This is a genomic window from Bradyrhizobium sp. P5_C11_2, from assembly GCF_054049755.1.
This window is the reverse complement of record NZ_JBFULT010000029.1, coordinates 13,126-27,359: the sequence shown is the minus strand read 5'-3', so window position 1 is coordinate 27,359 and position 14,234 is coordinate 13,126. Positions and strand designations below refer to the sequence as shown.

The window sequence follows — 14,234 nt, the reverse complement described above, 5'->3', positions numbered from 1 at the left end:
RTGTGCGCCGTTCGCCGTCGAGCCAGAACCGGATAGCCCAGACCTGCTGAGGTTTGAGGGCTCGTTTGGCCCCGAGCTTGCGGCCAGCGTTCCAGGCCGGCCGCCCTTTCGCAGCCGGATCGTGTGCAGAGTGACCCATCGTCTGTCTCCTCGCCGGCTCATGCCGACATGGCGAGGAGACACCCGAACCGAGTCTCTGGAGATGGAGAGCATATCCGGACGTTCCGCTGGCGACCCAACCCGGTCGCCATGGTTCGCCATGGGCGCTTCCCATAAGCAGTCATCCGACGGCCATCCGGCAACTTCGGCACGGGGTGGTGAGCGGCCTTCGGCGCCGCGGCCGGAACCGGACGTTCAAGCCAGCAGCGGTTGGTCTGATTTGGGTGCACCCGTAGCAAACCGATGGGGTCGGTTCCCACTCTCACACCTAAACCGAACCATGCTGATCGGCTGCTATGGGTGAGAAGCAGAAGCTCAGGCGACATGTCTTGGATGTTTGATCTGCTACCGCATGCGAACATTCGCCGATCAAGCCCCCCTAGAATGTAGTCCTGGGCGCGTGGATACGATCCTGCGGCGATCCCACTGATTTGCTGATCGTCGAACTGTGTGCAATGATACTTATCTTGGACGCCCGATAGGACGATGACGCGCAGCCGTCTTATCCCGCGCCCCTGCTTTCGGTCGGAGATTCGACCAGTGGCGGGAGGTAGCAATGGCTGTCTTACCCAACCCAGCATTGCAAACTCAGGACTATTCTCGTAGGAACCTGCGCACGCGCATCACCTGCGACGATCCGGCGCGGCGCGACGTGCTCTGCGGTGGCGGAGCCACAGCCCTGAGCCTGCTTCTGGCGAGCCTCTTGGGTGATGCGCGCCCCGCGCTGGCCGAGGCCGTGGCCGGGCCGGTCCCGGAACTCGACTCGGTCGCCGTGCACATCGTCACCGACAGCTACCAGTTCGCAGTGGCTCCGAGCCGCAAGCTCGAAGGGTTCGCCGTCGAGCACTTCGGCTGGGGTATCGCTCCCGATCATCCCCCCGGCCCAACGCTCGCCAGCGAGTTCGGCCTCTCGCTGCACGTAACCTCGCGGCGGGGCGAGGACACCCGCCGGACCTTGGTGGATTTCGGCTTCACGCCAGAGGCTCTCAACAACAACCTGAAGCTCCTCGGGGTGCAACCCTCCGAGATCGATGCCCTCGTGCTGAGCCACGGCCATTACGATCATTTCGGCGGCCTCGCTGGCTTCCTCAGCCAGAACCAGGGGCACCTCAAGCCAAGGCTTCCATTCCATGTCGGGGGCGAGGACTGCTTCTGCGCTCGGGAGTGGACCGCGCCTCCGGTGAAGGGGGATTTCGGCGTCATCGACCGCCAAGCCCTCAACGCCGCGAACCTCACCGTCACCTCGACGGAGCGCCCGGCGCTCTTGGCAGACCACGGCTTCACCTCGGGTCAGATTGATCAGAGCAGTTTCGAGAAGCTCCTGTCGCCCAGTGCGATGAAGCTCGGGGTCACACACGGTTCGGGCTGCTACACAGATGGCCTGCCGCAAGCCGACCAAGGCCAAGGTCTGATCCCGGATCAATTCAGGCACGAGATCGCCACCGCCTTCAACGTGAAGGGGCGCGGCCTCGTCGTTCTGACCTCTTGCAGCCACCGCGGCGTGGTCAACGCGGTTCGGCAGGCGCAGGCCGTGTCGGGCATCCAGAAGGTGCACGCGGTGATCGGCGGCTTCCACCTTGCGCCCTACCAACCTGACTATGTTCGGCAGACGATCACGGCCCTGAAAGAGATCGGACCTGACTTTCTGGTCCCGCTCCACTGCACGGGCGAAGCCTTCTACGAGATCGCCAAGGCCGAGATGCCGAGCAAGCTGGTGCGCGCCTACACGGGCACGCGCCTCGTCTTCAGGGGGTCCGCCACCTGACGTGAGACCGACCAGAGCCAAACGGGGGCTGAATTCACGTCGTCGCCACATCGAAGTTGCGCGAAGAGGGGTGACTGTATGTTTAAGAAGCTGCTGACAGGGCTGGTGTTGCTGGTCCTGACCGCCACGTTACCTGCTCTCGGGCAGAGGGGACCCCCACCCGCACATCAAGCGGCGGAGATCGAGGCCCTGGTCAACAAGGCATCCGTCGTTGTGGAGGAATGGGGCAGCAAAGCCTTCGCGGATTTCAGGACGAAGGGTAGCTCCTGGCGATACGCGGATGTCTACCTGTTCGTGGTCGATATGAACGGCGTCGTGTTGTTCAACGCCGCTCGCCCGGACCGAGAGGAACGGGATTTCCTGGACAACCGCGATGCTGACGGGAAACGGTTCCACCGGGACTTCATCGAGGTCGTCAGGAATTTTGGGTCTGGTTGGGTCGATTACATGTTCCCCAAGCCCGGACAGTCCCACGCCACCGTGAAGTGGAGCTACGTCTGCGCGACGCGAGTTGACGGCGTCGAGGCGCTCGTGGGCGCTGGTGTTTATATCGATTAACACCGACTCGGTCTGGGGCTGAACGGCGATGACACGAGGTAAGCCCATCGGCTCTGATGCAACCTCTTCGAAGTTCTGACCTGCTCTCGTAAGCGGTCCCTCGTCGATGACATCCCGGACGACTGCTCAGGGTCGGAACCGCCGTTTGTGGCCGGTTCGAACTGGAGCGTTCCGCAAGGGCAAACCCTATTGGAACGCTTCCCTGCGTCGCGGCGTAGTTCACCAAGCCCTACTTCTTCGGGTATCCGACATAATAAACCCCGATGACGCCGCTGCTGGCATCGCGGATCGGCTCGTAGCCCGTCGTATAGGGCTTGCCCAGAATATCGGCGTCACCGAAATAGGCCTCGCCCTTCGTGATCGCCGCGAAGGCTTTTCCCTTCGGGTCGAGGACGGTGCCGATCGCGCGCGAGCCGTCATCCTTCTTGACGTTCGTGGCGATGCGCACGAACTCGCCGCCGCTCTTGACGAACAGCGTCGCGGTTCCGCCCACGTCCTTCTGCACGGCGTCCACCACGGTGAAATTGTTGTTCATCTTGGTCTGGCCGAAATAGAGGGCCGGGACGGTCTTTCCGGCGACGGCATCCACCCCCTTCACGCTCGGAGCAGCGAATTCGGCGGTCTTCGCCTTCAGGCGCTGCATGGCTGTCTGGACGTCCTCGGCGGCGGCGACGCGTGCGGACATCGGAACGGCCGCGCCAGCCAAGGCGGCCAAAAGTGACAGGGTGAGTAGAGGTGTCTTCATGATCGTCTCCCTCCGCCTTCGCCACATCGATGCGACGACGGTTCGAATTGCGCTGTGAACCGAAGCGCGAATTCTAATCACTCCTGTTCGCATTGCCTGATTAGGCGAGACACCGCCATCAGTTAGACGTCTGAAGCAGGGCTGATAGGGTTGTGTGTCCTCGTGTTCCTGATCATCGCAGCAGAGTGTGACGCTCCATAACGCCCAATCGGCGAAGGTCCGTCTTCGACGGTGATGCAGTCCGTTGCGACCGCCTCGCCGAAGGTCGGCTCCTCACCCGTTTCAGACCCCTAACAGCCGATCCGCATGGTTCGGTTTGGGTACGGTCCGGGCGAACCACAGCCATCGGTCTGTTTTGGATGTTCGCTGAGACCATCAAAAACGAACTTTCTCAACCAGACCAGTCATAGCAGACCGGCAAGCCGGAATGCCACGTGGCAGACATTGTGAGGGTCTGCTTGGGGTCGTGAGCGGGCGCAATGGCGATGTCCGTTTCGGCCAATTCCCGCCCGCAAGCGGACCGGCCGGGAACCACCCGAAGCAGTCGTGCCGATAGCCAGCAGAACTTTCCAGAAGCGGCCGTTCGTCGATCCGGTGCTCAGATCGGATGCGGGCCGGGCGGCGAGATCTACGTCCGAACGTGCTCCCACACCTTGGAGATGACGACCGATCCCTCGCCGACCGAGGCTGCGACCCGCTTGACGGAGTTGGCGCGCACGTCGCCGACCGCGAAGATTCCCGGATGTGACGTCGCATAAGGCGAACGCGCGCCGATCGCGTCCCCGGTCAGAACAAAGCCGTGGCCATCGAGCTCGACGAGCCCCGAGAGCCAGCCGGTATTGGGCGCGGCACCCACCATGACGAACACGGCACAGGTCGAGATCCTGCGCGTCGTTCCGTCAGCGACGGTGCGGATCGTCACCGCGTCGAGACGGTCGTCGCCGTGCAGGGCGGTGACTTCGGCCCCGTACTCGATCGTGATCGCCGGGTCTGCCTCCAGCCGGCTCGACAGGTACCTCGACATGGAGGTCGCAAGGGAATGCCCCCGCACCAAGAGGCGAACGTGTCGCGCTGAGCGGCTGAGATACATCGCCGCCTGGCCCGCCGAGTTGCCGCCGCCGATGACGATCGTCTCGGCATTCCGGCAATAGCGCGCCTCAATCTCCGTCGCAGCGTAGTAGATGCCTGCGCCCTCGAACGCTTCGAGGCGGTCGATCGGCAATCTCCGGTACTGGACGCCGGTCGCGACGACGACGGCCTGTCTCCGAACGCGCCGGCCGTTGTTGAACGTCGCACAGAACGATCCGTCGGCAAGCCGTTCCAACTTCGCCACGCGCCGCGGCATCGCGAAGCGCGTGCCGAACTTCATCGCCTGGATCTCGCCGCGCCAGACGAGGTCGGCGCCCGAGATCCCGGTCGGGAAGCCCATGTAGTTCTCGATCCGGCTCGATGTGCCGGCCTGGCCGCCGATCGCCACATCCTCGATGACTAATGCGCGCAGCCCCTCCGCACCCGCATAGACGCCCGCTGCCACCCCGGCCGGACCGCCGCCCACGATGAGGACGTCGAAGGCCTCGTCGTCGACGAGGTTGTAGTCGAGGCCGAGCAGCCGCGCGACCTTGGCGGGCGTCGGCTCGGTCACGACCATTTCCCGGCCGAAGATGACCGCCGGTCGGTGAGCCGAGATCGAGCAGGCCGTGGCGACGCTCGCCGCCTCGGGGCTGCCCGGCGAATAGGTCCTGTAGGGAATCCGGTTGCGGCTCGCGAACTCGGCGATCCGCCGTACGCTACGGTCGTCGTCCTCGCCGATGAGCACGAGCGTGCCGTCGTGCGAGTCGAGCTGCCGCCGCCGCCGTGCTGCGAGGACTGTGATGATGATGTCCGACATCTCCGGGATCTCGGACATCAGTCGCAGCATCTCGGGGCGCGGCACCTCGGTGACGACCGTATCCGCGCTCGCCCGCATGGGCATCGACCAGACGCCGCCGTTCAGGAACGAGATCTCGCCCATGAACTGGGTCGGACCGAGAGTGAATGGGAGATGGCGCTCGTCCGTGAAGGGATTCACGACTTCGATCTCGCCGGCCTCGACATACACGAAGCGATCGGCTGGATCACCGGCACGGACGAGAAAGGCGCCGGCGGGGTAATGCTGCTCGGCCCCGATCGCCCGCAATGCGGCGACATGCGATGCAGCGAGGGGGATGCGCTGCATCTCGCGCAGGTCACGGCCGATCGTTTCCATGGGTCGCTCCGGTCGCAAGCCATCCGCTGCGGCGCAGCATCGATGGCTCGGCCACTACAGGCAAGACCCTTGGCGGGGGCGATGGATTGATCGAAGCTGGTGGCCTGAAGGAACTTGCGTGGACTTGCAACCCGGCCTTGGCCCACGTCCGCTTCGGAGAAATCGCCGAGAGTCCTTAAAATGGCAGAGATGGGCGCAAAGCCGAAGGTCCGTTTCTGGGCGTTAAGCCAAATTCCGCTTATCGCCCATAGCGATCCCTCACTTGGTCAAGCTGAGTAAGCAGACCCTAGGCTTGCACCGTCTCTTTCGAATTCCGGGTCACCGCCGACTTTACCGCGGATCCGGCCGCGGAAGCAGTCCCAGTGACAGCCTTGGCGGCTCGCTTGGCTACCCGCTTCACAGCGGTCGCCGTCTCGCCCACGATCGAACGCTCGGAGGCGCGGCGCTGCGCGATCGTCATGAACTTGCAGCCGGGTGGCGTCGGCAGACCCGACCGGTTTTGTCCCTTGCGCCAGGACGGACGCATGCGGGCTTTTGACGACATCACAACCTCACAAAAAGAATTCCATCCCTGTCAGGAATAGGCCGAGCTTCCCCCGAATCAAGGAAGTGATCTGAGCTCGCCGCATGTCCGCCTCCTTCAGTCCTGCTGATTCTCTCAATCAGCCCGGTCCAAAGCCAGCCGGTCAGGTCAGTGCCAAAACGGGCTCGAGGAACACTTCACAATGAAATCAACGATCTGCCTCAGCTTCCCAAGCTGAATGTCGTCGGTTCGATCCCGATCGCCCGCTCCAATTAACTTCCTGCACTTGCTGCGTTTTCTCGTGCCCTGAACGGCCGAGGCGTTCCCCATGGTGTTCCCTGCCGTTCCCCATAGGGTGCTGGAATTGATCTCGGTCAGACAGAGCCGCGATTGCGAATCGCCTCCCTGAGTTCGTCGATGCTCACCTCAAGACGCTCGGCGAGTGAAAGGCAGAGCACGATCCAGTCTATGGGCAACTCGGCCAGTGAATGGTGATAGGCCAGACTACCCGGTCGGTCCTCGTCAGCGGCCTACCCAAGAATATGGCCGCCTGCACCGAGTGTGAGTAGGTCGGCAGCTCCCGAGCAGCCCTGAGCTCGGGGCCAGCCATTGGCACAGGCTCGTCATTCAGCTTCCCGGATTGTCCTGGCAGCTTACTGCCCCACGGCGTCCGAGGTGCACTTCTTGGTAAAGCTTGCCTTGGCAGCGCCAGCCAGTTTCTTTTCGGAGGCGGAAGCGTCGCAGGACGCTTTAGCATCCGAGTCGCACTTCTTCATGAAGCTGGTCAGTGCAGCACCGGCCAGCTTCTTGTCAGCCGCGCGCGATTGACAGGAGTCGTCCGCCGCTGCCGCGCCTGCGATAAGGATCAGGATCATTGTTGCTGAAGAGACTGTGCGCATGATCGCCTCACGATGGGCTGAGCGTTTGTGGGATACACAAGCACCGGGCCGCTCTGACGGGTAGTCCCGTGCCGGCTCCAAATTAGTTTGTGCACGGACCTTTTGCCGGATGCTTTTGCTTCCAGTTCAAAAGCTCCCGACCCAGGCAGAGGCTTCAGCCGCACCGATGCGAGGCCGTGCACTCTCGCCAGGTACCAAGGTCCTGACATCAAACTGCGCGCGCCCAGCAGCGCGCAGCCGGCTCAGGCTTGGCCAGAATTTCCGCTCCCGCCAGATGGCCGTGAGGAGGGCTGCGAGCGTGAGGCCGTCACAGCTGAGCGCGAAGACCGAGCCCACCTGCAGGTTGTGCCCAGCCCAGCGGGTGGCGGCGCAGACAAATAGCCGCCGCATGGTTGGCGCGTCCGCCTGCAGCCGGGCAGACGTCGCGAACAGGGTGCCAGCGCCGGCACAGAGCGACGGCCAGCCGTTCCACGTGACCACGACCGGAACGAGGGCCGCGAGAAGGTTTGGCGCAAAGCACGGCTTTCAGCGATGCAGGCTGAGTTGTACCGCCAAAGCGAGCCGCAGCCAGGCTTTGCACGAGCGAGATCGCGCCCATGGCGATACCTGTGGCGGAGCCCACGCCTAAGTAGTGCAAGCCGAAGCTGCCGCTACAGGCGGCGGACGTGAGCAGGATCAGTGTGCGGCTGGGCATCAGCCCGGCGCAGACACCGAGCAGCAGTCCCAAACTGCCGAACAGGTCGAAGCCGCCGCCCGCCAGAATGGACGGCCAGAGATGAAGGGTAAGAACACTTGCACCTGAGAGGAGGCAGCGCCGCTCTGATCAGGAGTTGATGCGACGCTGGCGGCCTGCAGTGCCGCTCGGCCGAGTCGGATGCTGCGGCGCCGAAGCGCGCTGCCGCTGGTCGAGACCGCTCGCGACTTACATGCGTGCAAGGCTGACCTTGGCGAGGCCGGACATGCCGAGCGCACGAGCCGAAGCGTCGGAGAGGTCGATCACGCGGCCGCCGACATAGGGGCCACGGTCGTTGATGCGCACCACCACGGAGCGGCCGTTGCTCTTGTTGGTCACCCGCACCTTCGTGCCAAAGGGCAGCGTGCGGTGGGCGGCTGTGAGCGCGTGCGTGTTGAAGTGCTCGCCGTTGGCCGTCGTCCGACCGCGAAAACCCGGGCCATACCAGGAGGCCACACCCGCCTGCGTCCGCATCGCAGTAGCCGCTTCGGCACCTGAGGCCGCGACACAGCCAGTCGCGGCGAGAGCCAGGAGAGCAAGGCGCGCACAAGACAACATTACTACATTCCCGTTGTTATCTAACGGGTCGGCAAAATATCTTGGAATGTGACGGCAGTATGGTGCGACGCAATATGGCGAAAAGCCATGCAACAGCCACAGATCTGGCGCGCGATGTTGCCACATTGGTGAGGAAAATATTCAAGTCAGACCCATCGATCGGGTGAACTTGTATTCGCCGCACTCGTTCAAATGCCGCGTTGGCTTGGAGCAGAAATGATAGGTGCCAGGAAATGGTCATCCCCCGGCCCTGCCGCCGCTCTCTTCTCAGGGCAGATACGCGGCCGCTCGGCCTTCTCTGAATGTGACCACGATGCCCCTCCGCTTGCTACTCCTTACCGCTTCGCTCTCCCTCGGCCTCCTTGGCTCAGTCGCTCCAAGTGAGGCCAGAGCGCCGCTCGGGGTTCAGCGCTGGCTCTCGTCCGTGCTCGCGAAGATCGACGCGGCCGACCGCTCCCGCACTCCGCGGCGACAGAAGAGCCGCTCAATGACGATCGAAGTCCGGGTTCGCGTTGCCGAGGACGGCTCCGTGCTGATGGTGGAAGTCGAGAGGAGTTCTGGATCCCGCAGCCTCGACGAGCGCGCGGTCGCTGCTGTCAAAGCCGCCGGCCCGTATGCGCCTCCTCCCGCCCAGATGCTGATGGCGAACGGCACCACAGAGTTGACCTTTCCTCTCAGCCTTCCTGCCCAACGCTAGCGGTTTGGTCTCGCCGCGTGGTGACACGAATGTTGCCGCATGGAGGGACGGGCACAGCGACAGGTTCTCCACGGCAGCGCCACAACCGGAGTTTGGACTTGCTTCGAGAAAGTGGAGAGCTCTTTTCCTGAAGGAGGGGGTTTCCGATGGCGGACCGGAAGCAGACCTTTACCCCTGAGTTTCGCGCTGAGGCGGTGCGATGAGCGCAGACGAGCGGGCGGTCCCGCCGGGAGGTGGCCGCCGATCTCGGCGTCGGGCTCTCGACGCTGCGTAACTGGATCGAGGGCCGGCGTGAGCGGGAGATGGATCACCCGCCGGCCGATCGGCAGGAGGACATGGCCGCCGAGCTCAAGCGCTTACGTCGCGAGAACGAGGTGCTGCGCCAGGAGTGGGAGATCCTGAAGCGGGCCACAGCTTTTTTCGCCAAGGAGGGAAGTCGATGAGATTCCGCGTCATCGACGCGGCGAGGAAGGACTTCCCCGTCGCGAGCCTGTGCAAGGTCCTCGCCGTCAGCCCGAGCGGCTATTTCGGCTGGAAGAACCGCCCGGCATCGACGCGGCAGCGCGAGGCTCTCGTGCTGCTTGCCCACGTCCGGTCCGCCCTCACGCTCTCGCACGAGACGTATGGCAGCCCGCCCATGACCCACGAGCTGCGCGAGCAGGGCTTGGCGGCAGGCCGGCGGCGCGTGGCCCGGCTGATGCGGGAGAACGGGCTCAAGGCCCGCCAGCCGCGCCGTTTCCGGCGCACCACGGACAGCGGCCCTGCCGTTCCAGTCGCCCCCAACCGGCGCGCCAAGGACTTCACGGCGGCGGGGCCGGATCGAAAATGGGGCGCGGACATCTCCTACGTCTGGACGCGGGAGGGCTGGCTGTACCGGGCTGGCTGTACCTGGCGGTGGTCCTCGATCTGTACTCCCGACGGGTCGTGGGCTGGGCGGTGGGCGATCGCCTTCACAAGGAACTTGCGCTGGCTGCGTTGCGACGTGCCCTTTGGTCTGGCGCACCGCGTTCCAGACGCGAGCCGAGGCTATCGCCGCGCTGGCCCGTTACATCGATGGCTTCTACAATCCCCGACGCCGTCACTCGGCACTCGGCTTCACAAGCCCCACCCAGTTCGAGAGGGGCATCGCCCACCAAACCGCTCTCCACTGAACTGAAGCAAGTCCAAACCAGCCATCCTCCGTTCGTGAAGACTCTCAATCTGTCTCAGAAGTGCTGACGGCGGACATTCGCCGCGGCGCTGGCCCTGCGCTCGTCCAGTCGCGGGCATGACTACCATCGCAAGATGCACGACTACGCGGAGGAGCTTGAACGCCTCCTGACGATGGTGCTGCTGGTCGTGTTTGGTGCGGCGCTCGTGGGCGGAGGGCTGCTCCATGCACTGACATGGCCGGCCGCCGCGTTCACCCTGATCGCGCTCCGGGTCGTTCGACCTCTGAGCGGATGGCTCGCCTCCTGGGAAGTGGCCGCTCCAGGGAAGATCGCGCGGTGGTGAGCTTCTTCGGGATTCGGGGGCTCGGAACCATGTACTACCTGTCCTATGCGTTCGGGCAGGCCAGGTTCGAACGGATGGACCTACTGTGGGCGACCGCCGGCCTGACGGTGCTGATCTCCATCCTGATGCACGGCGTCACAGTCACGCCCGTGCTGCGTGTCCTCGATTGTCGGATGGGACGAGATACCAAGAGCGCACAGCTCGATCTGAGCCTTGCACCTCCGTCGGCATGAGCTTCTGGACGGAATGGCCCGAACGACGCCCATCGTGGCCGCGATGCGCATCTGGGGCACATGGGTTTCCGCCCGGCTTAAGGATCGCCCCCCGGCTCGCTAAGCGGCGTTCGGCCCAACGCTCCTGGCTGGCCACGTTCTGCGGCAGCGTCTCGCCATCGTTCGGTGGATATGCGCGACACGTTCGACTGCACGGTCCGGTCTGATGATGGCCTTTGAAGAACGCTTTGCCGACCGGGGCGCTGGGGATCCCGCGCTCAGCTCCAGATCTTTCGTCGATCGCGAGGGATCGTTCACAAGATCCAGCAGTTGTTATTTTGCACCGCAGCAATCTTTGCGATCACTCATCGGCCGCGTGGGCATCCCAATGCCGATCCGTGATCGCGCTACCAGCCGCTCGAACAGAGCGACGAGGGTTCAGCACCTCGCGGTACAAAGGAACCTCTCATGCGCTTCGCACTCTCTCTCGGGGTCGCGGCCCTTCTGCTCGGCCTCATCCAAGTGCCTGCTCGAGCCAGTTCCTGTGCCGAGCAGATCGAGACGATCGAACGCCGTCTCGACAGCGCCGGTGCTGTTCACGTAGCCGGCCTCCAGGACGGCCACACGATCCGCAGCAGCCATTCGCCAAAAGCCCTCGCGACAGCTCCGACGAGCGAGCCCAGCGACGCCGCGATGATCCCCACGTCGGCGCACGTCGCCGACGCACGTCGACTTCGCAGGCGAGCCGCCGTGGAAGATCGCGAGGGTCATCAACGGGCGTGTGAGGACACGATGACCCATGCCAAGGGCATGATCGGCGCGCTGCCGTAGAGCGGCGCAGACTCTTCCGGCTCGGCGTTCAACGCGCCACCCGCACTGCATGGCTTCCAAGCGATCCGATTGATCGAGGAGCATGTCCCGCCAACGACTTGGATTATCTCATGACACGCCAGTCCTCCACCGGCCGTTGGCTCGGACCGACGCTGATCGGGTCCGCGGCCGCGCTCGCCGCCTCCGCGCTCTACGCAGCCTCAAAGTCGCGTGAGGCCGAGCGTGAGACCCCACCGATCGGCCAATTCCTGACCGTCGACGGGGTTAGGCTGCACTACGTTGAGCGCGGTCGCGGCGAGCCGCTGGTGCTGATCCACGGCAACGGCATGATGATCCAGGATTTTCTGGTCAGCGGCATCGTCGACGAACTCGTGAAGCGCTACCGCGTCATCATCATCGACCGGCCCGGCTACGGCTACAGCGACCGCCCGCGCGGCCTCTGGACGCCGCGTGCCCACGCCACGCTGTTCCAGAAAGCGCTTCAGCAGCTCGGTGTCTCGCAGGCCATCGTGCTCGGGCATTCCTGGGGGGCACTGGTCGCGGTCGCCCTCGCGCTTCAGGCTCCGCAGCTCGTCCGCAGCTTGGTCCTGGCCTCCGGATACTATTACCCAACGCTGCGCGCTGACGTCATGCTCTCGTCCCCGGTGGCGATCCCCGGCATTGGCGACCTGATGCGCCACACCGTTTCGCCCTTGGTCGGCCGGATCCTGCAACCCGCGTTGATCAAGGCCATGTTCGCGCCTGCCGCCATACCAGAACGATTCGACCGCCAGTTTCCGAAAGCCATGATGCTGCGGCCGGTGCAGCTACGGGCCTCAGCGGAGGACGCCGCGCTCATGACACCGGTGACTGTCGAGCTTCAGAGCCACTATCGAGACCTGAAGCTCCCGGTGGTGATAATCGTGGGCGGAGACGATCAGATCGCCGACGTCGACCGGCAGTCGAAGCGCCTGCACAGCGAGCTACCCGACAGTGACCTCATCGTCGTGCCCGGGATGGGCCACATGATCCAGCATCTAGCACCGACAGAGGTCATCGCCGCGATCGACCATGCTTCCGAGCTGGCTCGCCAAGCTGCCTGACGAGCAGCCGGTTCGCATCCTCGTATCGCAATCATGTACCCCCGCTGTGAGGACACGCCTGGCGGTCCTCACAGCTGGCCAGGGTCGTTAACGGTCCGTCCGTTTTTGCGGTTGGCTAACTCCGAAGCTGCCGTTCCGCTTACGGCCGAACTCCGTCATTTTAGGGTGAGCGGGTGGGCATTAAGCAGCCCTTCTTAAGGTCCGAGAAGAGTCTGAGGCGACCCTTCGTGAGGAGCCTAGGAGGCAATTCAGGCGATTTTGACACCTATTACTCAAGTTCAATGCGTTTCAACGGCCCGACAATGATCGAGTAGGATAGCGCGCCGCAGATGCAAACCGCGCCGATGAAATTCAGCGCCCAGTAGAACGATCCCGTCGCATGCAGGACGTAACCGATCACGAGCGGCGTAGTGACGCCGGCCAAGTTCGCCGCGAGGCTGGTGATGCCGCTTGCCAAACCGATGTACCTCCGGGGCGCGACCTCGGAGACGGCCGTCCAGGATGACGCCGCGACCCCTTGGGAGAAGAACGACAACGTCAGGATCGCTATCACCCCGGCGTCTGAGGTGATGAAGTTCACGAGTACGATGCTGGACGCGAGGAAGCTGCCCACGATGAGGGGAAGTTTTCGAGCGCTCGACATGCTGAAGCCACGCCGGATCAGGAGGTCGGACAATAGACCGGCGACCAGGATCCCGGCTGTCGCGCCGAGGAAGGGCAGCATCTGGTAGAAGCCGGCCTTCATGATCGTCATCTTCCGTTCCTCGATCAGGAACGTCAAGAACCAGGTCGTGAAAAAGACGAGAACCGAGTTGCTGCAAAACTTTCCGAGGCAGATGCCGATGATTTGGCGGTACGCTAGGAGCTGGAGGAGCGCCTTGCCGTTGAAGGGCGCACGGGACGGGTTCGTCGTCAACCCGCCACCCGCCTCGATGTAGTCGAGCTCGGCCGCGTTCGCCCGGCTGCACTCACGCGGATCCTGATAGATGAAGTACCAGCACAGACCGAGCGTGAGGCCTGCCAAGCCGGTGGCGTAAAAGACGCTACGCCAGCCGTGCTCCTGGGCGAGCCACAGTAGAAGACCTGCGAAGATGGGCGTGCCGATGTACTGTCCGGTGATGTAGAAGCTCGTCGCCATGCCGCGCTCCTTCGTAGGGAACCACATGGTCACGGCGCGGGCATTGGCCGGGAAGGCAGGCGACTCGAGAACACCCATCGCCAAGCGAGCGCCGAACAACGCATTGAAGGTCCCGGCAAAACCCTGAGCGATCGTGGCCAAAGACCACGTCACGAGCGCCCCTGCGTAGGCCATGCGCGAGCCKAGCATGTCGGCGATGTAGCCTCCCGGGACCAGCGCGAATGCGTAGGTCAGTCCAAACGCCGCAAAGATTTGCCCCATCTGTGCTTTGTCGAGCTGAAGCTCCTTGCTTAGAAACGGCGCGGCGATGCCGAGATTGGTGCGGTCTACATAGCTGATCACGGTCGCAATCAAGATGAAGAACAGCATGAAGAAGCGCATGCGCGTCGGCTTGGCGGCCGAGTCGGACGGCGTGATTCCTGCCGTGGCGTGCATCGGCCGCGTGTCGGCCTTGACCCGCTCCGTTCCCGCGTCGCGCGGCAGCGGAATGGTTTTGGCGAGGGCGTCTGGTTGGGACATCGGGTTCCTCTCCTGATCGGCGGCCAGCGACCGCTCTCGACGCGCCTCTCGCGGGCGCTTTTCGGTACGGGCAGTC

The 14,234-nt window shown here is 63.8% G+C and carries 14 protein-coding genes and 2 pseudogenes; 8 read left to right on the top strand and 8 right to left on the bottom strand.

Annotation, left to right across the window (positions count from 1 at the left end; all coding sequences use genetic code 11):
- Nucleotides 1-139 (bottom strand): annotated as a pseudogene (locus tag ACXJL8_RS05480) (integrase); the annotation flags it as partial.
- A gap of 576 nt (nucleotides 140-715) precedes the next feature.
- Between ACXJL8_RS05480 and ACXJL8_RS05475 the strand changes: the two are divergent.
- Nucleotides 716-1,924 (top strand): MBL fold metallo-hydrolase, encoded by a 1,209-nt coding sequence (locus ACXJL8_RS05475; RefSeq protein WP_456684726.1) that lies wholly within the window; start codon nucleotides 716-718, stop codon nucleotides 1,922-1,924.
- A 78-nt stretch (nucleotides 1,925-2,002) separates the two neighbouring features.
- A complete protein-coding gene (locus tag ACXJL8_RS05470) occupies nucleotides 2,003-2,482 on the top strand; it encodes a cache domain-containing protein (protein ID WP_456684725.1) in 480 nt (159 codons plus the stop codon).
- Between the two features lie 229 nt (nucleotides 2,483-2,711).
- Here ACXJL8_RS05470 and ACXJL8_RS05465 read toward each other — a convergent pair whose 3' ends face one another.
- From ACXJL8_RS05465 to ACXJL8_RS05440, 6 genes are all read right to left on the bottom strand, one after another.
- Nucleotides 2,712-3,227: a Cache 3/Cache 2 fusion domain-containing protein gene (locus ACXJL8_RS05465; protein WP_456684724.1), complete on the bottom strand. Its 516-nt coding sequence runs from the start codon at nucleotides 3,225-3,227 to the stop codon at nucleotides 2,712-2,714.
- Between the two features lie 628 nt (nucleotides 3,228-3,855).
- A complete protein-coding gene (locus tag ACXJL8_RS05460; RefSeq protein WP_456684723.1) occupies nucleotides 3,856-5,472 on the bottom strand; it encodes an FAD-dependent oxidoreductase in 1,617 nt (538 codons plus the stop codon).
- Nucleotides 5,473-5,758: 286 nt separating this feature from the next.
- Nucleotides 5,759-6,016 (bottom strand): hypothetical protein, encoded by a 258-nt coding sequence (locus tag ACXJL8_RS05455; RefSeq protein ID WP_456684722.1) that lies wholly within the window; start codon nucleotides 6,014-6,016, stop codon nucleotides 5,759-5,761.
- A 632-nt stretch (nucleotides 6,017-6,648) separates the two neighbouring features.
- Nucleotides 6,649-6,894, bottom strand: a complete 246-nt coding sequence (locus ACXJL8_RS05450) for a hypothetical protein (RefSeq protein ID WP_456684721.1) — start codon at nucleotides 6,892-6,894, stop codon at nucleotides 6,649-6,651.
- A gap of 126 nt (nucleotides 6,895-7,020) precedes the next feature.
- On the bottom strand, nucleotides 7,021-7,374 hold the full coding sequence (locus tag ACXJL8_RS05445; RefSeq protein ID WP_456684720.1) for a YgjV family protein: 354 nt from the start codon (nucleotides 7,372-7,374) through the stop codon (nucleotides 7,021-7,023).
- 442 nt (nucleotides 7,375-7,816) lie between these two features.
- Nucleotides 7,817-8,185 (bottom strand): septal ring lytic transglycosylase RlpA family protein, encoded by a 369-nt coding sequence (locus ACXJL8_RS05440; RefSeq protein ID WP_456684719.1) that lies wholly within the window; start codon nucleotides 8,183-8,185, stop codon nucleotides 7,817-7,819.
- 313 nt (nucleotides 8,186-8,498) lie between these two features.
- Here ACXJL8_RS05440 and ACXJL8_RS05435 point away from each other — a divergent pair, with 313 nt between their 5' ends.
- The 6 genes and pseudogenes from ACXJL8_RS05435 to ACXJL8_RS05410 all read left to right on the top strand — a co-directional run bounded on the left by ACXJL8_RS05435 (nucleotide 8,499) and on the right by ACXJL8_RS05410 (nucleotide 12,501).
- Entirely contained in the window at nucleotides 8,499-8,882 is a 384-nt protein-coding gene (locus tag ACXJL8_RS05435) for a TonB family protein (protein WP_456684718.1), read from the top strand.
- 146 nt (nucleotides 8,883-9,028) lie between these two features.
- Nucleotides 9,029-10,033, top strand: a pseudogene (locus ACXJL8_RS05430) (IS3 family transposase).
- A 133-nt stretch (nucleotides 10,034-10,166) separates the two neighbouring features.
- Entirely contained in the window at nucleotides 10,167-10,376 is a 210-nt protein-coding gene (locus ACXJL8_RS05425) for a hypothetical protein (protein WP_456684717.1), read from the top strand.
- A gap of 29 nt (nucleotides 10,377-10,405) precedes the next feature.
- The gene (locus tag ACXJL8_RS05420) at nucleotides 10,406-10,609 is read left to right on the top strand and encodes a hypothetical protein (RefSeq protein ID WP_456684716.1); all 204 of its coding nucleotides are present in this window, start codon (nucleotides 10,406-10,408) and stop codon (nucleotides 10,607-10,609) included.
- A gap of 447 nt (nucleotides 10,610-11,056) precedes the next feature.
- Nucleotides 11,057-11,419: a hypothetical protein gene (locus ACXJL8_RS05415; RefSeq protein ID WP_456684715.1), complete on the top strand. Its 363-nt coding sequence runs from the start codon at nucleotides 11,057-11,059 to the stop codon at nucleotides 11,417-11,419.
- 110 nt (nucleotides 11,420-11,529) lie between these two features.
- Entirely contained in the window at nucleotides 11,530-12,501 is a 972-nt protein-coding gene (locus tag ACXJL8_RS05410; protein WP_456684714.1) for an alpha/beta fold hydrolase, read from the top strand.
- 268 nt (nucleotides 12,502-12,769) lie between these two features.
- On the opposite strand, the gene ACXJL8_RS05405 is transcribed toward ACXJL8_RS05410, so the two are convergent.
- On the bottom strand, nucleotides 12,770-14,158 hold the full coding sequence (locus ACXJL8_RS05405; protein WP_456684713.1) for an MFS transporter: 1,389 nt from the start codon (nucleotides 14,156-14,158) through the stop codon (nucleotides 12,770-12,772).
- Between the last annotated feature and the right edge of the window lie 76 nt (nucleotides 14,159-14,234).